This is a genomic window from Candidatus Pantoea floridensis, assembly GCF_900215435.1.
Lineage (GTDB): Bacteria > Pseudomonadota > Gammaproteobacteria > Enterobacterales > Enterobacteriaceae > Pantoea > Pantoea floridensis.
On the sequence record NZ_OCMY01000005.1, the window covers coordinates 1 to 15,202 of the forward strand.

15 protein-coding genes and 1 pseudogene are annotated in these 15,202 nt (G+C 55.0%); 6 read left to right on the forward strand and 10 right to left on the reverse strand.

Annotation, left to right across the window (positions count from 1 at the left end):
• Both CRO19_RS26420 and CRO19_RS25495 read right to left on the reverse strand, forming a co-directional pair.
• Window positions 1–206 (reverse strand): annotated as a pseudogene (locus CRO19_RS26420) (TIR domain-containing protein); the annotation flags it as partial.
• A 189-nt stretch (window positions 207–395) separates the two neighbouring features.
• Window positions 396–1,505 carry a PIN domain-containing protein gene (locus CRO19_RS25495; protein WP_097098689.1) on the reverse strand — a complete coding sequence of 370 codons (1,110 nt, stop codon included), beginning with the start codon at window positions 1,503–1,505 and terminating at the stop codon, window positions 396–398.
• 633 nt (window positions 1,506–2,138) lie between these two features.
• On the opposite strand from CRO19_RS25495, the gene CRO19_RS25500 reads away from it, so the two are divergent.
• From CRO19_RS25500 to CRO19_RS25515, 4 genes are all read left to right on the forward strand, one after another.
• Window positions 2,139–2,861, forward strand: a complete 723-nt coding sequence (locus tag CRO19_RS25500) for a replication initiation protein (RefSeq protein WP_097098630.1) — start codon at window positions 2,139–2,141, stop codon at window positions 2,859–2,861.
• Between the two features lie 1,142 nt (window positions 2,862–4,003).
• Entirely contained in the window at window positions 4,004–4,354 is a 351-nt protein-coding gene (locus CRO19_RS25505) for a type II toxin-antitoxin system RelE/ParE family toxin (protein ID WP_097098631.1), read from the forward strand.
• On the forward strand, window positions 4,351–4,650 hold the full coding sequence (locus tag CRO19_RS25510; RefSeq protein ID WP_097098633.1) for a helix-turn-helix domain-containing protein: 300 nt from the start codon (window positions 4,351–4,353) through the stop codon (window positions 4,648–4,650). The genes CRO19_RS25505 and CRO19_RS25510 overlap by 4 nt, the downstream gene beginning before the upstream one ends.
• 261 nt (window positions 4,651–4,911) lie before the next feature.
• A complete protein-coding gene (locus CRO19_RS25515; protein WP_097098635.1) occupies window positions 4,912–5,580 on the forward strand; it encodes an SOS response-associated peptidase family protein in 669 nt (222 codons plus the stop codon).
• A 12-nt stretch (window positions 5,581–5,592) separates the two neighbouring features.
• Here CRO19_RS25515 and CRO19_RS25520 read toward each other — a convergent pair whose 3' ends face one another.
• Complete coding sequence (locus CRO19_RS25520) at window positions 5,593–6,117, reverse strand: phospholipase D family nuclease (protein ID WP_370659843.1); 525 nt, start codon at window positions 6,115–6,117, stop codon at window positions 5,593–5,595.
• 155 nt (window positions 6,118–6,272) lie between these two features.
• Here CRO19_RS25520 and CRO19_RS25525 point away from each other — a divergent pair, with 155 nt between their 5' ends.
• Window positions 6,273–7,403, forward strand: a complete 1,131-nt coding sequence (locus CRO19_RS25525; protein ID WP_097098638.1) for a hypothetical protein — start codon at window positions 6,273–6,275, stop codon at window positions 7,401–7,403.
• Window positions 7,404–7,498: 95 nt separating this feature from the next.
• Here the strand turns inward: CRO19_RS25525 and CRO19_RS25530 are convergent, their stop codons facing one another.
• Together CRO19_RS25530 and CRO19_RS25535 are read right to left on the reverse strand one after the other, a co-directional pair.
• The gene (locus tag CRO19_RS25530; RefSeq protein ID WP_097098437.1) at window positions 7,499–8,101 is read right to left on the reverse strand and encodes a DUF2913 family protein; all 603 of its coding nucleotides are present in this window, start codon (window positions 8,099–8,101) and stop codon (window positions 7,499–7,501) included.
• 83 nt (window positions 8,102–8,184) lie between these two features.
• The gene (locus CRO19_RS25535) at window positions 8,185–8,433 is read right to left on the reverse strand and encodes a DUF2767 family protein (RefSeq protein WP_141400290.1); all 249 of its coding nucleotides are present in this window, start codon (window positions 8,431–8,433) and stop codon (window positions 8,185–8,187) included.
• Between the two features lie 37 nt (window positions 8,434–8,470).
• Between CRO19_RS25535 and CRO19_RS26010 the strand changes: the two genes are divergently transcribed.
• The gene (locus CRO19_RS26010) at window positions 8,471–8,650 is read left to right on the forward strand and encodes a hypothetical protein (RefSeq protein ID WP_141400289.1); all 180 of its coding nucleotides are present in this window, start codon (window positions 8,471–8,473) and stop codon (window positions 8,648–8,650) included.
• A 618-nt stretch (window positions 8,651–9,268) separates the two neighbouring features.
• Here CRO19_RS26010 and repA read toward each other — a convergent pair.
• The 5 genes from repA to CRO19_RS25565 form a co-directional block, all read right to left on the reverse strand.
• The gene (gene repA, locus CRO19_RS25540; protein WP_097098639.1) at window positions 9,269–10,204 is read right to left on the reverse strand and encodes a plasmid replication initiator RepA; all 936 of its coding nucleotides are present in this window, start codon (window positions 10,202–10,204) and stop codon (window positions 9,269–9,271) included.
• An 894-nt stretch (window positions 10,205–11,098) separates the two neighbouring features.
• Window positions 11,099–11,446, reverse strand: a complete 348-nt coding sequence (locus CRO19_RS25550) for a TrbI F-type domain-containing protein (RefSeq protein ID WP_097098641.1) — start codon at window positions 11,444–11,446, stop codon at window positions 11,099–11,101.
• Between the two features lie 13 nt (window positions 11,447–11,459).
• A complete protein-coding gene (gene traC, locus CRO19_RS25555; protein WP_097098642.1) occupies window positions 11,460–14,105 on the reverse strand; it encodes a type IV secretion system protein TraC in 2,646 nt (881 codons plus the stop codon).
• Window positions 14,106–14,317: 212 nt separating this feature from the next.
• Window positions 14,318–14,695 carry a DUF1380 family protein gene (locus tag CRO19_RS25560; RefSeq protein ID WP_097098644.1) on the reverse strand — a complete coding sequence of 126 codons (378 nt, stop codon included), beginning with the start codon at window positions 14,693–14,695 and terminating at the stop codon, window positions 14,318–14,320.
• A 43-nt stretch (window positions 14,696–14,738) separates the two neighbouring features.
• On the reverse strand, window positions 14,739–15,173 hold the full coding sequence (locus CRO19_RS25565) for an antirestriction protein (protein ID WP_097098646.1): 435 nt from the start codon (window positions 15,171–15,173) through the stop codon (window positions 14,739–14,741).
• Between the last annotated feature and the right edge of the window lie 29 nt (window positions 15,174–15,202).

The window sequence follows — 15,202 nt, forward strand, 5'->3', positions numbered from 1 at the left end:
TGCCTGAAATTCGGCTCAATCACTTCATACTCTTCTATACCCCCATGCGGCATACTACGAATAAGAAGATCACCTCTTTCAACAGCAATATCGCTTCGCAGAATAAAAATCTTATCCTTCTGAACGCTACCTTTTATCCCATCGGTCCTCACTCCATCCCGCTTAACAAGGGATAGGGTGTCACGCATCATCTGTGCAAACGCCATGTATTACCCCAGAAAAAACTAATTTCATCTCGCATTTAGCATATCAAATGGCATGAATAACTTCCGCTGCTCAATCGCAAAATGTTCATTGGGCTCAGAGAAGCAGACAGCAACGTGCATCTGCACCTCCTGCTTAATAGATTAAAGGCCGCTTCTGCGGCCATTTTTATCCGTCCAATGGCTGGTCAATTATTGTTCTGTCCAGCCAAACATATGGTCATTCGGCTTTTCAATATATTCGGCCTCATCGATATCGAGGTCGAAAACATCATGCTCAAAATCGAGCCTTTCTATCTCAGCGTTCTGCCTCAATCCTTCGTAGAAGCCAATAACTACAGTAGCGGCGTATTGCTCCTTGTGGCGAAACGTATCGCTTGTCTCCCGCATCCCGTACATGACGCGGTCTTCCCTGTCCCAATTCACTCCGGAATAATCTACAGAATCATAAGTCGCCAGCAACGAGACGCTGAACTCCAAGTCGTAAGTCGCCCCATTCTGGTCCACCTCGATTAGCTGTTTTTCTGCAATATCAATGTCAAAGATAAATATATCGCTGACATCAAAATCAGCATTTCCTGATGAGTTTGGAATAAATTCTCCATTCTCCAGTTTTTCCCGGGCTGTTGTCATAACGTGTTCCATCAGTTGCTGAAGAACACCATCGGCAAACCCGGGCAGGCCGGTCAGCTCTTCGTCATTTCTGTTAACCAGATTCAGCAGATGCTCCAGTTTTTCCAGATGGATAAAGTTGGGATTCCTGTCGGCCACCGCCTTCATATCTCCGTCGGCGCTGATGATGTAGACCCTGTGATGGCGGTCACGGGCTACCTTGTCCACGGCTGCCAGTGAAAACGCATCCGGGAACTCGGATTTCTTTGCTTCACGGTGAAATGGGGGAGCCGCCGAGAAGTAGTCACGGAAAATCTGAGCCGGATCCACAATGGAAACAGAAATTTGTTCGGTTAGACCGTTATCCATAAGGGCTCGAAACTTCGCCATCGCCTCCGCAAGCACTTCCTCCGCGTTAACTTTGGCAAATAGCCCACCGCCGGTAGACTCATCCGCGACGCGCAGGAAGGCGCCGACTTTCTGGAACCGCTTAAGCTGACTGACTGCATCATCGGCAAACTTTATGATATGGGCTTCAATTTCAGAGCGTATTACGTCAGTTACAAGAAGATGAATTTTTCCTTCGGTAACCATTGTCTCCAGGCGAGCAAGATCATAGTGGCCAAATAGAAAACGTTTGGCCTGATAGGCGGAGGTATCAATAAAAACAAGCCGGGTCTGCAGTTCCATGCCGTGAACTCCGAAAAGGAAAGATGTCATGGCCCCCAAAGATAGGGGGATTCTGGGCCGTGTAAAAGCCTGTCTTTCGTCAGCACATCTTACTTTGCCTTTTTCCGGAACCTCAATTACTAAGGGGAGGTGGTTGAATGACTTCTCAAACCCGGAAATCATACACTTCACCGTTGTACGGATTTAGCGAATATCCATTAACGCTCGCCGCAGGTCATGACCGAGCCTGCTCGCGAATGACCGAGGAAGCGAAACGTCACCCGGATCTGTATTTTCTGCTTACGCTTGGTTGTTACCCGCAGAAAGGGGTTATGCACATTGTCCACAGGACTAAATTTTAAAAGAATTTTCAGTATTTTATAATTTTAAGCTTTTTAGCGCCCTGCCAGGCCTTGGTATGCGTGGCCTGGCCCGGATCCTTAATGGGATCCTGCACAACTCCGCATGGGGATCTGCGCAACTTTCCGTGGGATCGGAAGCATCTACAGATGGGAAATGCATCAAGAAGTTATGGGAAAGACATCAAGTTAGAAAACTATTTATTCACATGTTGATAAGTACGGGATGAGGAGTTGCAATTTTCTCTACTGATGCGAATATGGGTAATTATTTTTTTACCCACAAAGGCTTTGGATGAGTACTATCTCGCTGAAAAGTTTTAAAAAAAAGGTAAGTATCAAGCAATCCAATGAGCTTACGGAAGCAGCCTATTACCTTCCTCTTCAGGCAAAGCGCGTACTGTGGCTGTGCCTGATGCAGGCCTATTTCAGCGAGGCTTCCGAAGACTTTGAGTCTGATGTATTGCCTCTCTTCAGCGTAAGCGTCTCCGACTACGTAAAGTATTTTAACGTGGCTACCGCGGTGGCCAGCCGGGACGTGAAGGCCGGCGTGAAGGCGCTGGGTGAGTCCACCGTGACGTTTTATCCCAGGGACGGAGAGTTCGAGCAGGTTACGCGTCCGTGGCTTTCTGAGGCGGGCATGAAGCGTGGCAGGGGCTCATGGCAGATCGAGTTTAACTACAAGGTGATGCCTTTCCTGGTGGGCTTGTCCTCTCAGTTCACCACGTATTCTCTCTATGACTGTGGCCAGCTTAACAGCGTGAAGGTCATCCGCCTTTATGAGAGCCTGTGCCAGTTCCGCAGCACCGGCACGTGGGTAACGGATCATGAGTGGCTCTGTGAGCGGTTTATGCTCCCGGACTCGCAGCGGTCGAATAAAGCGGAGATGAAGCGAACCTTCCTCGAGCCGGCTATCAAAAAAATCAACGAGAAGACGCCGTTACGGGTCAGCTACCGCACTCAGGACGACGGCCGGCTGCTGTTCAGCGTGATGGATAAGCCGCTGGCCATCAGCTGACGGGATGCGGCAACGCGAAAGTTGACCTTTTTCCCATACGGTTCTGAAGTTGATGTGTTTCCCACAGAGGCACTGCGCTGAACTTGATGCGTTTCCCATACGGGCCTGCCACTCATCCCTGAAAACATGACCTTTTTCCCACAGGTTACTGACTCTGGACGGGATTTCCCGCGCACGCACGCCTAAACCTGACCTGTCTCCCACACCGGCTGCCCTGTAAAAGCGCGAATCCGCGTCTTCGCGCCTGCAGCGAAGCAAAGTTGATGTATTTCCCACAGTCAGCTCCTCGCACAGCACGCCCCGGAACAAACATGATGTCTTTCCCACATACTATCGGGCGGGGTTTAAGACCACGGTTGATCGTCGCCAACATGATGTATTTCCCATAACCCCCCCAATGAAACATGACCTGTTTCCCATACGGGGCGCCAGAACATCCTGCCGGCAACCTAATTTCACCGCGTCTTCTGTGTGCCGCGCCGTGATGTGCAGCGCGGCCGGCAGAGTTATTGTGGCGTTAAGCGCGTGGCGGTAGGGCAGCACCTTCTCTCCGGCGCTGCAGAGTAAGAACCGGCAGCCTGAATTCACTGCGTCCCTCCGCGCGGTATCCTTATGGCAGGTGACCGGGCCCACTGCAGGTTAATCAGAAAGCCATCGACGACCTGGCTGCTCCCTTTGGTGCAGGAGATGATGCCTTCGCGACACATTTCTTCAAGTACCGCCATGACGTCCTCAGGTGGCCACGCGTCCGGAAACCAGCATATGGAGCAGATTTTCTTCGCGTATCGCGTGGCAAGCACGTCCCGGCAGCGTGCCAGAATAGCCGTCCGGAGTTCAGAATGGTTCATCATCTTGTCCTATAAAAAAAATAAAGAAAACGGGCAGACAGGTATGCCGGCCCCGCAGAGTGATCATTCTGCGCAAAGTACCTCAGCCTGAGGGAACGATTTTTCTTTTTTCCGGGACAGAGGCCGTGAAGAGCCCATACGGCGTTAAGGGGGACGCGCCGGTGGCGATCAGCCAGGATTGCGAAGCGCGGGCAGAACAGACAGGTACCGCTTCATTACACTATAGTGCTCTTGACGGAATAAGCTAAAGCTTATATTCTCAATACCTATAAGCTGTAACTTATAGGACACACTATGTGGACAGTACTCTTTGGCGATCTCTTTGACGCCTGGCTGGATGAACAGGAAGACGGCCTGCAGGAAAAGGTTCTTGCCGACCTGATTAATTTAAGGACGTACGGTCCGGCTTTGTCCCGGCCTTATGCCGACACCGTCAAGGGTTCCCGTCATAAGAACATGAAAGAACTCCGCGTGCAGTATGGCGGTTCACCGGTCAGAGCATTCTTTGCATTTGATCCGGCCCGGAGGGCCATCGTGCTTTGTGCCGGTGACAAAAGTAACGACAAGAAATTTTACGAGCGCATGATCCGTATCGCCGATGATGAGTTCACTGCGCACCTGAACACAATGGAGGGGAAAAAATGAGAACGCTGGATGAAGTAATTGCTGCACGCTCTCCGGAGAGTCAGGCCCGCATCCGTGATATCGCTGACGAGATGATCCTTGAAACCGGATTACAGATGATGCGGGAGGAATTGCAGCTGTCACAGAAAAACGTAGCTGAAGCCATGGGTATCAGCCAGCCTGCCATTACACAACTGGAGCAGCGCGGAAACGACCTGAAGGTTGCTACGCTCAAGCGCTACATTGAGGCGATGGGAGGCAAACTCAGTCTTGATGTCGAGCTGCCAACGGGGAAGCGCATAGCCTTTCACATCTGATACGCACACTCACAGTCTGGCCTGATTTCCGGGCCAGACAGACACACTGAAAAACACTATCAAAAAACTATCAAAGTAATATTAATACACATCTATTTATGCATCATAATGCTATTTCTTTGAGGGAAAGGCATGCAATGGCCCTCATGATCGCCTGACGCTTCCCACTGCCACCAATTGTCAGCACCGTATTCACGGTCTTATAAATACCCGTCGTGAGCATGCCGCGCTGATACGTTATCCTTACAGCAGGAGGTGCCTATGTGCGGACGATTTGCGCAGTACAGCAGCCGTGATGAATATTTCGAATCGCTGGGCCTGAAACCTGACGAACTTACATTTGATCCTGACCCCATCGGCAGGTTTAACGTTGCGCCCGGCACGAAGGTGCTGTTGCTCAGCGAACGTGAGCATGCGCTGCATTTCGACCCGGTTTACTGGGGCTATGGCCCGGAATGGTGGGATAAGCAGCCCCTCATAAACGCACGGGGCGAAACGGCTGCGAGCGGGCGCATGTTTAAGCCGCTGTGGAACCATGGGCGTGCCATCGTGCCAGCCAACGGCTGGTTCGAATGGAAGAAAGAAGACGGGAAAAAACAGCCGTTTTATATCTACCATCGTAAAGAGCAGCCACTCTTCTTTGCGGCGATTGGCAGACAACCTTTCGGACAGGATCACGGTAAAGAAGGGTTCGTTATCGTGACCTCATCGAGCAACAAGGGGATGGTCGATATTCACGATCGCCGGCCGTTGGTGATCACTGCGGACGCCGTTCGTGAATGGCTGAGTAATGACACTTCGCCGCAGCGGGCGGAAGAAATTGCACATGATGCAGCTGTCCCGGAGCAGGAATTTACATGGCATCCCGTAAGTAAGAAGGTTGGGAACATACATAACCAGGGCAAAGAGCTAATTGAGCCCGATAAGTAGTAAGGGATTAATTTAGCTTTGCCTTGCGCACGACAGAGGTACGGACTCACTCCATAAGCGGTTAAATTCTGCCTGGTATAGGCCGGCCGTTTCCGGCTCGCCCGTGATAACTAGCGCGTTTTCTGCATTTCTTTTTTCAGCAGAAAACGTGTAATTAAAGGATCCCGTTTCTACCGCGTTGCCATCCGCCACTATGAACTTATTGTGCATGATGCTGTACGTGCTATTGATGCGCACCTGAATACCCGAGCATGCCAGCTCGCTGACGAGCGACCAGCGGTCGCGGCTTTTCTTTTCATCCGCAACCAGCCTCACTGTTACCCCACGCGCCACGGCCGCCGACAGCTCCTGTGCCACCGGTCGGCTGGTGAAGTCATAGGCCGCCACGTCAGCACTGATACGCGCGGTGCGGGTGAACTGCAGAATAAGGCTCAGCGCCGTGCCGCCCGGCGAAAATCCGGCTATTACCGCCGCAGATGCATAAGGCATATAGCAGCACGTTAATAATGTCATCGCTACCAAAGTATATTTGAACAAAGTAAAATAGCCCTGTGGAATAATTCTGGATATTTTATCACCCGCTGATTGTTCAGTTAAACGGTTTCGTCTTTTTCTGCCGTATTAATGCTGAATAAAGCCTAAACTTTCATCTATTACGTCCGATAATAATACTGTATCAGGGAGGGTCTAATATGAATGAATTCCATGAAATTAATTTAATGACGTCTCGTGGCGATATTAACGGCGCATTTTCTCTCATCCGCAACTGGAGTGAAAACGCCGCCCGTAAAATCATGAAAAAGGCCGGCTATAGCGTGACGCCGCACACCGGTCGCGCATTCTGGACGTGGGTTCAGGAGACACTTACCCGTTCAGCCAGGGAGCGTTGCTGCGGATACAGGGTGCGAGCTGAACGTCAGGCACCGGTCCGCCGCTGGCGGCAGCAGGCTTCTGAAGATTATGCAGCCTATGCGCAGATGATGTCTCAGTCCTCTGATAACGAATACTCAGCGTCTTGCCTGCCAGGCAAAGTTGTGCAGACAATTTATTTAGATAAGCCCTCATCATGCATTGAGACTAATACTGAAATGAAAAAAGAGCAGCCTATACCAGGTAAGATGATAACAAGCAGCGAAGCCAGTGTTTCGAAGCGTCTCAGCCCAGAGGGACTGGAAAGGATAAGTAAAGCAACTATCAGACGTAACGTTAAGATTGTGTGGTCTGTATTTCTCAGCCTTATATTGATGGTCAGCTTATCATCTGTTTCTTATCTCTCATACACAGGGGCCATTGACGCATTAATTGTCCCGGCTGCAATTCTTCCTGGTGTATTCCTCCTTTGCTTAACGGGTTTCCGGACATGCAGATTAATAAATAAGTGGACTGATAAACCGTTTACTACGGCTCCTGCAGATTCTGTACTGTACTGGCTATTCTGTCGTGCCGCCTACCGGCCCGGCCGGTACGTGGGTATAAAGCTTACTGTTGATATCAATAGCAGGCCAATGCACAAGTGGGTTGGCAAAATGGCTGATTTTGTTTTAGATGAGCCCTGCACGCTGTCCCGACCGCTGATTTTACGCTCGCACCTGCTCTCAAACAGTCGGTTTCGGGAGCCGCTGACTGAACAGCTCACGGCTGCCGGCATGTGCTGCACTGTGCGGCGCGATCTGCCATTGCTGTTTCCCTGGCTGTTAACATGGCTGACGCCTGCCGTTATGGTGCTTGGGGGTAGGCTTCCGTCCATGTATACGCGCGAGTGGGAAATTATTGTCACCCCAGAATACCGGTTATCTGACAGCGCTGTTTCAGTAGTGAGCTGAGACAATTTGTTAGTCTGGCCGCGCCGTACCGGAACCTGAGCCGGCGCGGAGGTGCACTGTAGCCTGTAACGTCCGTGACCATTGCTGTTCGGACCTCATGCTGCCCGGAATCCGTCCGCGAGGAGGAGGTGCAGATGTTCATCCGCACTTCTGGCCACTTCCCGGCGCCAGCCCGATCGCTGCAGCAGTTTATCGAGCGCGGGCAGCTCGCCGGTGATGCGCGCGGGCAGGGGGATGCGCTGGCGGCCGTGCTCGTCAAAGCCGACGTCGAGCGCGTGGCGGTTCAGGTAAATCCCAGATACAGTAGGGCTCAGGCGCAGCTGCCGGCGGCCGCTCCATTCGCTCGCTGCCAGCACCATATAAATCCACCCGGTCAGCTTCACCGCGTGCAGGGCGTGCTGCAGCCGGAACAGGTCATTCTGCCCCTGCAGGTTGCCGTTGCCGGCGCGCCACAGGTAGTCGAGCTTGCCGGGCAGGTCGGCGCGCAGTCCCTTTTCCCGCCCTTCTTTCAGCAGCCAGCTGATATCGCTGGCAAGCTCCCGGGGAAAGCGGCGCTGCTTTTCAGCGTTGGCCAGCCAGCGGGTCAGAAACAGGTTATCCTGCGCGGGGGAGGTCGCGATCCCGTCGCGGCGGGCAGTGTGCAGCGCAATCAGCCCGCACCACGCCAGGTGACTGACGTTCAGATTGTCGTTATCCATAAGCGGTGTCCTTCATGCAGAACCAGGTAAAAAGTGGCCCTTAAATCCGGCATTTTATGACATCCGCCGCCCTCACAGAACCCTTAATCGCCGTCGCGATGCCCCTCCACGATGTCCTGTTCAGGATAGACTACCAGCGTCCCGATCGCGCCCTGCATGAGCGTTTTCATCTCCGGCGACCATACGTCCACTCTGGCCAGCTCTTTGCGGATGAATCCGGCAATACGCAGCCGCGTGGTTTCAAGATCGTCGCTGGCCATCGCCATGACCACGGCGCCGATCATGGTGTATACCTTCTCCGGGTCCCGGTGGTTCAGTTCAGTCTTCTGCACAGCACATACCTCTCAGACACAGCCGGACGGGCGAGCAGTGCGCAGCCTGTCCTGTGAATGCCGCGTGAGCGGCATGGAGGCGCCAGAAACCGTTCAGGACGGCCCTGATGCCAGCTGGCGCCGTCAACCCGGCGGAGCCGGTTACAGGGCCGATGATGGCAAAAGCCCAACCCTTCCCTGTCAGACGCCGTTTAAGCAGCGGCCTGTCACCAGCTAATCAGTCTGATGGTCGCAGACGAAAGAACGAAACAGCAGGGCTCTGAACCTGACGCGACTGAACTGTTTTAGTTACAGCATCCAATTATCAGCCACTGCAGTTCCGGCCCTTCGGGCCGGGCGGCGGCGGCTGGTCAGTGGGGGCAACCGGGTTTCAGATCCGGCGCAGGTCTGGCCTGGAGGGGCGCAGGTTATCAGGACTGCACGGTTTCTGATTATTGAAGAACTATGTTTGTTGTAACTAATCTGGTTTTCCGGGGCCCGCGTTAGCGGGAGCTACCTTAAGATTCTGAGCGGCGCGGACGTCTGCGGCCGCTGCAAGCGAAGCCCTTATTTATCCCCCGCAGAATGCCGGCATGAACACCTTATTTATCTTTCTGAATATTTCTTTCTGACGTAAGTCAGGAATGTTTTGCGGATAATTTAAGGGTCGCTTGCGGGTATATTCCACTTTCTGATTGCGGGTAAGTGTGGATAAAAAAATCTGCGATCGCAGAACGGTGCGCACGGGGAAAATTTTCTGGGAAATGTGACGTGATGTCAGACAGATAAGCCAGCCTTTACGCGCGGCACAAACGCCTTTACCGCCAGTCAAGGCGGTTAAAGTCAGGGGGGAACGTCAGTGAACGACGTCGGGAGGGGCGGGCTCGTAGCCGAGACCGAGCTCCAGCTGGTTCAGGCACTGCCACACCAGGCGGTCAAAGCCCTCAGCGTCGGTATTCATCAGCTCATGATTAGGCAGGGTCCGGATAAGCCAGCTGGCCATGGCACCGCGGCGCTCATCGAGCGGAAGCTTGCCCAGCTTTTTACGGCGCTTCTCTCTGACCGCTTTTTCGCGTCGCTTCAGTAAGGTGGCCATGCGCATGTTCTCATACCAGCGCTGGCGCGCGGCGCGCACCGAATCGTGAGTGCCCGGCTCAATGATGCCTTCCGCTTCCGCCTCAAGACGCTGATTACGCTGCACGTAAAGCTTGTCCATGTTGACGCCGCAGAGTTGCCAGAAGCGATCGGTCAGCACGATATGGCGCGGCATCCAGTACTCTTCTACCGGGTCCCATTCCAGGTCGGGGAGCTCAATCAGCCCGAAGCGCGCCAGTTCCGGCAGCAGTCGCGACAGCCGGCTCGGTTCAACCCGGGTGGCTGGAATGACGTCACCATTCCCGTCTTTCGGACTGAGTTCGGCGGCCAGTCGGCCAACGTTCATCGTAACCACCCAGGTGGCCATGTCGGCGCGCTGGATCAGCAGCGGTATAAGGGCGTCGATAAGCGCGCGTCGCTCCGGCCGGAAGTCGCGCTCGCGTCCGGCTGCATGACGCAGCCTGACAAAATAGGGATTGCGCGACAGGCGCTGGCGCAGGCGAAGCTGCCCGGTGGCCTTGTCCTTCAGTACAAGTCTGCGCATGGCATGACCGAACTCTCCCGGCAACGGGCGATAGCTCTGGGGTGCAAACCATTCCGGATTTGAGCACTTGCAGGCGACGGAGTGATCGCCGCGATGGCGTCCGTCATTTTTGAGAGTCGGGCCGTTTAACCCGATTAAAATCTGGTCATTCACCCTGTCCCGAACTTATGGCGGACAGGGGTTGTCTTATGAACTGCATGCGTTATAATCCTTCACAGGCCAGCGCCTGCTTTTGGACCCCCTGATTTCTGACCTCTCCCGCCAAGTTGAAGACAGAATCAGGGGGTTTTTGCATTCAGAGCCCGGTGAAAGCTGAGCTCCGTACCCTGGACGTTTTTACGGATACGTCCCATCCGGTTAGTTCTTCCCCGCGCCGCGCATGTCCGGCCACAGGTTTTTCGCATATCCTCATCGTCGACCACCACAGTACTCGGATAAGGATCAAAAAAAGATCGCCGCCCGGCGAATTCTGAAAAGAATACTCATCTCAACCGCTTAAATCCAGCACAGATTGCGCGTGGCACGAATCGTATGGATAAAAAAAGTTCACCGATCCTTTTTCCCGCGATCTCATTCACATTTTCGGCTGACTTAATCCAAATCCGGCGTCTGGCGGGACGCTCAAACAGGTTTGAAGGGAAGACTGGCGGACAAAACGTTCTTGTCGGTGGTGATGTTCGTTAATGATCGCCCTGTATAGCGACGGTCAGGGCGGTCAGGCTGAGGCGTACCGCAGCAGCGCGAGGAACGAACAGCCTGAGCGACATGGGCGTCAGAGGGGTAAAGGTTCTGGCGGGTTAGCCGATACCCGTGTTACTGCCGGCGACTCGCTCGCGGTAAATAATTCATGAATCTATTTTCCCGGCCCTGAGCCGGGATTTTTTTATCCGCCCGCGGCCCGGGCGATTGCCTGCTGCATCACCTGCTCGCTGACCACTCCCGGAAGCACAGTGGTGTTGTCTGCCGTGGCATTTTCGGCGGGCATTATGATAATTCCCGGCGTCCCCGTCAGACCCAGCATCTCCGCGAGCGCATCGTTGTTTTCGATCAGACGATCGGATGTAACGTTATCATCGTCAGAAAGGGCGGCGGCGCCCGACGTCGTGGTAGCGCAGTAACGGCCTTTTCGTCCAGCGGCGTCTGTGCCGTCTGCAGCCGGAAGGTGTCGATGGTGCCTTTCATGTCGAACACCACGTAACCGGGCTGCACGGCCTTCGCAACCAGCGCGCTGACGCCCGCGCTTAGCGCGATAACCAGCACTGCGAAGGCGGCAGGGCGAACACCCCGGCGGCTCAGCAGACCGGGCGCCGGTTTTATGATCGCGCCGTCACGCACATTCAGTTCCTCTGCGGCTTCACCGTCCACCTGTGTGGACGACTGCTTGTCTTCCTGCATATCGTTTCCTCATTTAAGAAGTGGCAAGACCTGCCCAGCGCTCCAGCTCCTGCATTTCGGCCTGATACATGTGCGGTTCGCAGGCCAGCAGGTATGCCGCTTCCTCGCTGGTCGCACCGTGCTTCTGCGCCTCGGTCATGTACTGGTAGTCTTCCCCGCGTGTGCTGAACATGGCGCGCGTCACCGGATCGACGAATACCCGGTGGAACGAACTGTTTTCGCCCGTGGAAATCATCACCGAGCTGAAGCCGGTATCACGCGCGGGCTGGAAGCCACGAATAACCTGCGTCTCAACTTCGCTGAACTGGTCCGGGTTGGAATTAAGGTAGGTTTTGAACGCCTTCGCGTCCTGCAGCAGCGTCACTTTGGTACCGGAGCAGTCCCACGCGGCCGCGGCCGCAGGCGGTGCAGCCTGATCCCTGGTACCGGTGAAGTCCTTGATGCCCTGCGTGATCGTGATAAATGCGCCACGGTGGCGTCGTACCGTACGGTAGCCGGTTTCGATGAAGCGGGCGGCGTGCGGATTTGAGCCGCTGAACAGACGCCAGGCCTCGTCGATAATGGCTACCTTCTTCAGGCTGCGCGGCGAGTGGTACATTTTTTCCTGAATGGCCAGAATGAGCGAGTACAGGATGGCGGAGAGCAGGTGCGGCTGATTTTCCAGGCTCAGCAGTTCCAGCACCGCGAAGCGTGTGTCGCCGTCAAGCGTAGGATTGTCCGAGTTAAAGTAATCGCCGTTGGCTCCCCACGTGCACCAGCGGTCCAGCAGCAGAACCAGCTCGTTGATGCGGTTCATGATGGTCGGCTGCTGGCCATATTCCTCTCTAACACCCGCTGACTTCATGTAGAGCACCACGTCATCGATGCGTGCTTTGTTCTGTTTGGCCTCGTATGCCGCCACCACCCCCTTGAGCAGGATGGTTTCGCTGACCTTATCCAGCGGTTCGTTGGGGCTGGCCAGTACGGTAAGCAGCCCCTGAATGCCCTCCGCAGACTCCTTGATGTTCCGCACGTTGGCGAACGGGTTAAAGCGCAGCGTCGCACCGTCCAGGTAAGATCCGCCAGCCTGCCGGCAGAAGTTTTTGTAGCTTCCTCCCATATCGATAACCCAGCCAAAGCCGCCGGAGTTAAGCACCTGCCGCAGGATTTCCTGAATGAAGAAGCTTTTGCCGGCACCGGTGGTGCCGGTTACCGCAATATTGAAGTTAGTGGCCCCGTTGCTTTCGCTGAACATGTCAAAGAAGGCCAGCGCGTTGCGGTAGGTCGGCAGCGGGCTGCCGGAGGCCGCCATCTGACGCTCGGCCACCACCGGCATGAGGTTGACGGCGTTAAAGCTTTTACAGCGCAGGGTGGCATTCATGAGCTTCATGTCGTCCCACAGGCCTTCCTGCATCAGGAACGGTAGCGAAGTCAGCCAGTTGCGGAGCTGCTGATAACGCGGGGTGGACATTTCGAGGTCATTTTTACGGAACACGTTAATAGCCGAGAGCTCACAGCGCTGCTGTTCGCTGTCGCTATCGGGCGTGAACAGTGTCAGGTTGAAATTAAAGCTGCACATGGCAATTTCATTGCTGGCCAGCCCCATGCGCAGGTCACGCCACTCCTCGTAGGTGCGCTGCGTATTGGGAAATAGCTTGCCGTAGGAGGAGTTGGCCTTTTTGCCCATATCCTGCTCTTTACGGAACGCCTCATTCTGGCTGCTGACCTGTTCCTCGACGCAGATAGTCCAGCTCAGCAGGAACGGACAGGGAATGCCCAGGTCCGGGAAACGCATGTTCTGCAGGTTGTCCGCCGCCTGCCACAGCGCGAACTGCTTAGGTACTTTTGTCAGCTGCATGTTCACGATGCGCGTGCTGACAACCGCGGTGTCACTGTCGTCACTGACGGCCCTGTCTCGGGTCTGACGCGCCGTGGTGAGTCGCAGGTGATCGGGATGGACCTCCATCTCAGTACTGGTGTCCACGCACTGTCGGTGCAGCTCCTGCTCCGGATTCCAGTGCTCGCTGGCGCCGCTTACCTGGCCGGGACGATAGTTAAGCTGCTCGCGGATGACGGACAAAAACTCCGAGGGCCCCACGCGCCGCGTGTCCATATGCGCGGCAAGCATAGAAACGCGAAGCGTTTCGCGCACCTGCGCCACCGCATCCATAGACTTTATGCCGCCGGTGCCGGGATGGGCATACACCAGAAACACACGGTAGTTGCGCAGATACAGCGGGTATTCACGCTCGTTGGCCAGCCCCTTCAGCGCCGATCGCTCCCAGAAGGCTTTGGTGATGGCGTTCAGGCGCGGCGCCATGTCGCCCTTCCACATGTCGCGGCTGAGCCCGTTTTCCAGCATGTCTCCCACGCACTTGCTGGCCACCATCAGCACCGTAACCGGCGTTTTACGCGGCAGTTTCTTGCGTAACAGGTCGTCCAGCGCCTGCACCACCTGCTGATTGGCACCGGCGAGCGGGGCCACTTCCATAATGAAGCCTACCGAGCGGGCGTTGATGAAAAGTTCCGACTTTTCATCAAACTCGCGCCATGGCAGCAGGCTGGTCAGCGAGGGATAGCTGAAGCTCTCCTGCAGCTTCTGACGCGCCATCTTCGCGCCCCCCTCGTCCCGGCTGCTGCTGAGAATGCCGGCGAGGTGATCGATAACGTTACTGATCATGCTGACCTCCGGCGCGTTCTGTTTTCAGCGCGGCCTTTATCAGGGTATGAAAGAGCGCGGATTTTCCGGCCCCGGGCGTACTGTACACAATGGCGTGTCCATAAGAGGGCACATCTCAGCTGCAGGCCGCCGAAGGCGGCAATGGGTTTCAGGTGCATTCAGACGGGTATGCTGTCAGATAAGAAAATGACCTTCATCTGACAGCTGCCATACTACCCGCGCATGGCCTCCTGTGCCTGATGGATAGCTTCCTCAGCGTCCGTACCTTTGCCCGTTTCGTTAGTCTTTCCGGCCAGCTCCAGCAGTACCGCAAGGCTCGCAGCCGGCAGTGTGACGTGCCTGCCTGCCTGCCTGTCGCGGCGTACCTGACATGCCAGTTCACGTATGGCGTCCCGGCCTATTCCGTAGCGCTGGTGATCGCCCAGCTCGCAGATCTCAGCAAGCACTGCGCGCCCCTCCTCCTCCGTCAGCGCCATTGAATCCGTGCAATCCTGAACGTCTTCCTCCGTCCAGACCAGGATGGTGAACGGGCTGTCTGGCTGAAAGGTCTCCAGCAGCCAGGCGCAGATCTCATTTACATTACCGTGCATCGTTTTCTCTCCTTTTGGGCGGCTAAGCCGCCCCCGTTAGTGTTCAGTCAAGCGCGCGAAAAATGGCGGGCGCTTCCGGGTGAATTTCCGCCCATGTCATCAGCTGGCGGTGGCGGCGGCAATACAGCGCGCACAGCTCCTCTTCGTCGTGGCGGTCATACATCCAGCTGCGGTGATTCAGCACAAGCGCGGTAATGATGATCCCCGCTGCGTCAGCCGATACCTCTGCTACAGACCAGTTTTCGGCGTTCTCAAAACGCCATGTGCCTTCCGGCGGAGCCATATATCCGCCCCCTTCCTCCAGGTGAATAAAAGTCCACTCACCGCCGTTGTAGTCCGTCAGATAGCGCGCGGCGTACAAATAAACGTTGTTCTCGGCGCGCATAAAATCGTCGCCAAACAGGGAAGGCAGAAAGCGCAGCTTTACGAAGCCGTCCAGATAACGCGCCGTCTGAGGTGCGTGCAGTGCTGTGTTCATCAGAAACCTCCGCAGGTAAAGGGGATACA

What these genes read in the sequence shown, in the direction of transcription:
- CRO19_RS25495 (WP_097098689.1), bottom strand. Translation starts at nt 1,505, where the DNA reads ATGGAACTGCAGACCCGGCTTGTTTTTATTGATACCTCCGCCTATCAG.
- CRO19_RS25500 (WP_097098630.1), top strand. Translation starts at nt 2,139, where the DNA reads ATGAGTACTATCTCGCTGAAAAGTTTTAAAAAAAAGGTAAGTATCAAG.
- CRO19_RS25505 (WP_097098631.1), top strand. Translation starts at nt 4,004, where the DNA reads ATGTGGACAGTACTCTTTGGCGATCTCTTTGACGCCTGGCTGGATGAA.
- CRO19_RS25510 (WP_097098633.1), top strand. Translation starts at nt 4,351, where the DNA reads ATGAGAACGCTGGATGAAGTAATTGCTGCACGCTCTCCGGAGAGTCAG.
- CRO19_RS25515 (WP_097098635.1), top strand. Translation starts at nt 4,912, where the DNA reads ATGTGCGGACGATTTGCGCAGTACAGCAGCCGTGATGAATATTTCGAA.
- CRO19_RS25525 (WP_097098638.1), top strand. Translation starts at nt 6,273, where the DNA reads ATGAATGAATTCCATGAAATTAATTTAATGACGTCTCGTGGCGATATT.
- CRO19_RS25530 (WP_097098437.1), bottom strand. Translation starts at nt 8,101, where the DNA reads ATGGATAACGACAATCTGAACGTCAGTCACCTGGCGTGGTGCGGGCTG.
- CRO19_RS25550 (WP_097098641.1), bottom strand. Translation starts at nt 11,446, where the DNA reads ATGCAGGAAGACAAGCAGTCGTCCACACAGGTGGACGGTGAAGCCGCA.
- traC (WP_097098642.1), bottom strand. Translation starts at nt 14,105, where the DNA reads ATGATCAGTAACGTTATCGATCACCTCGCCGGCATTCTCAGCAGCAGC.
- CRO19_RS25560 (WP_097098644.1), bottom strand. Translation starts at nt 14,695, where the DNA reads ATGCACGGTAATGTAAATGAGATCTGCGCCTGGCTGCTGGAGACCTTT.
- CRO19_RS25565 (WP_097098646.1), bottom strand. Translation starts at nt 15,173, where the DNA reads ATGAACACAGCACTGCACGCACCTCAGACGGCGCGTTATCTGGACGGC.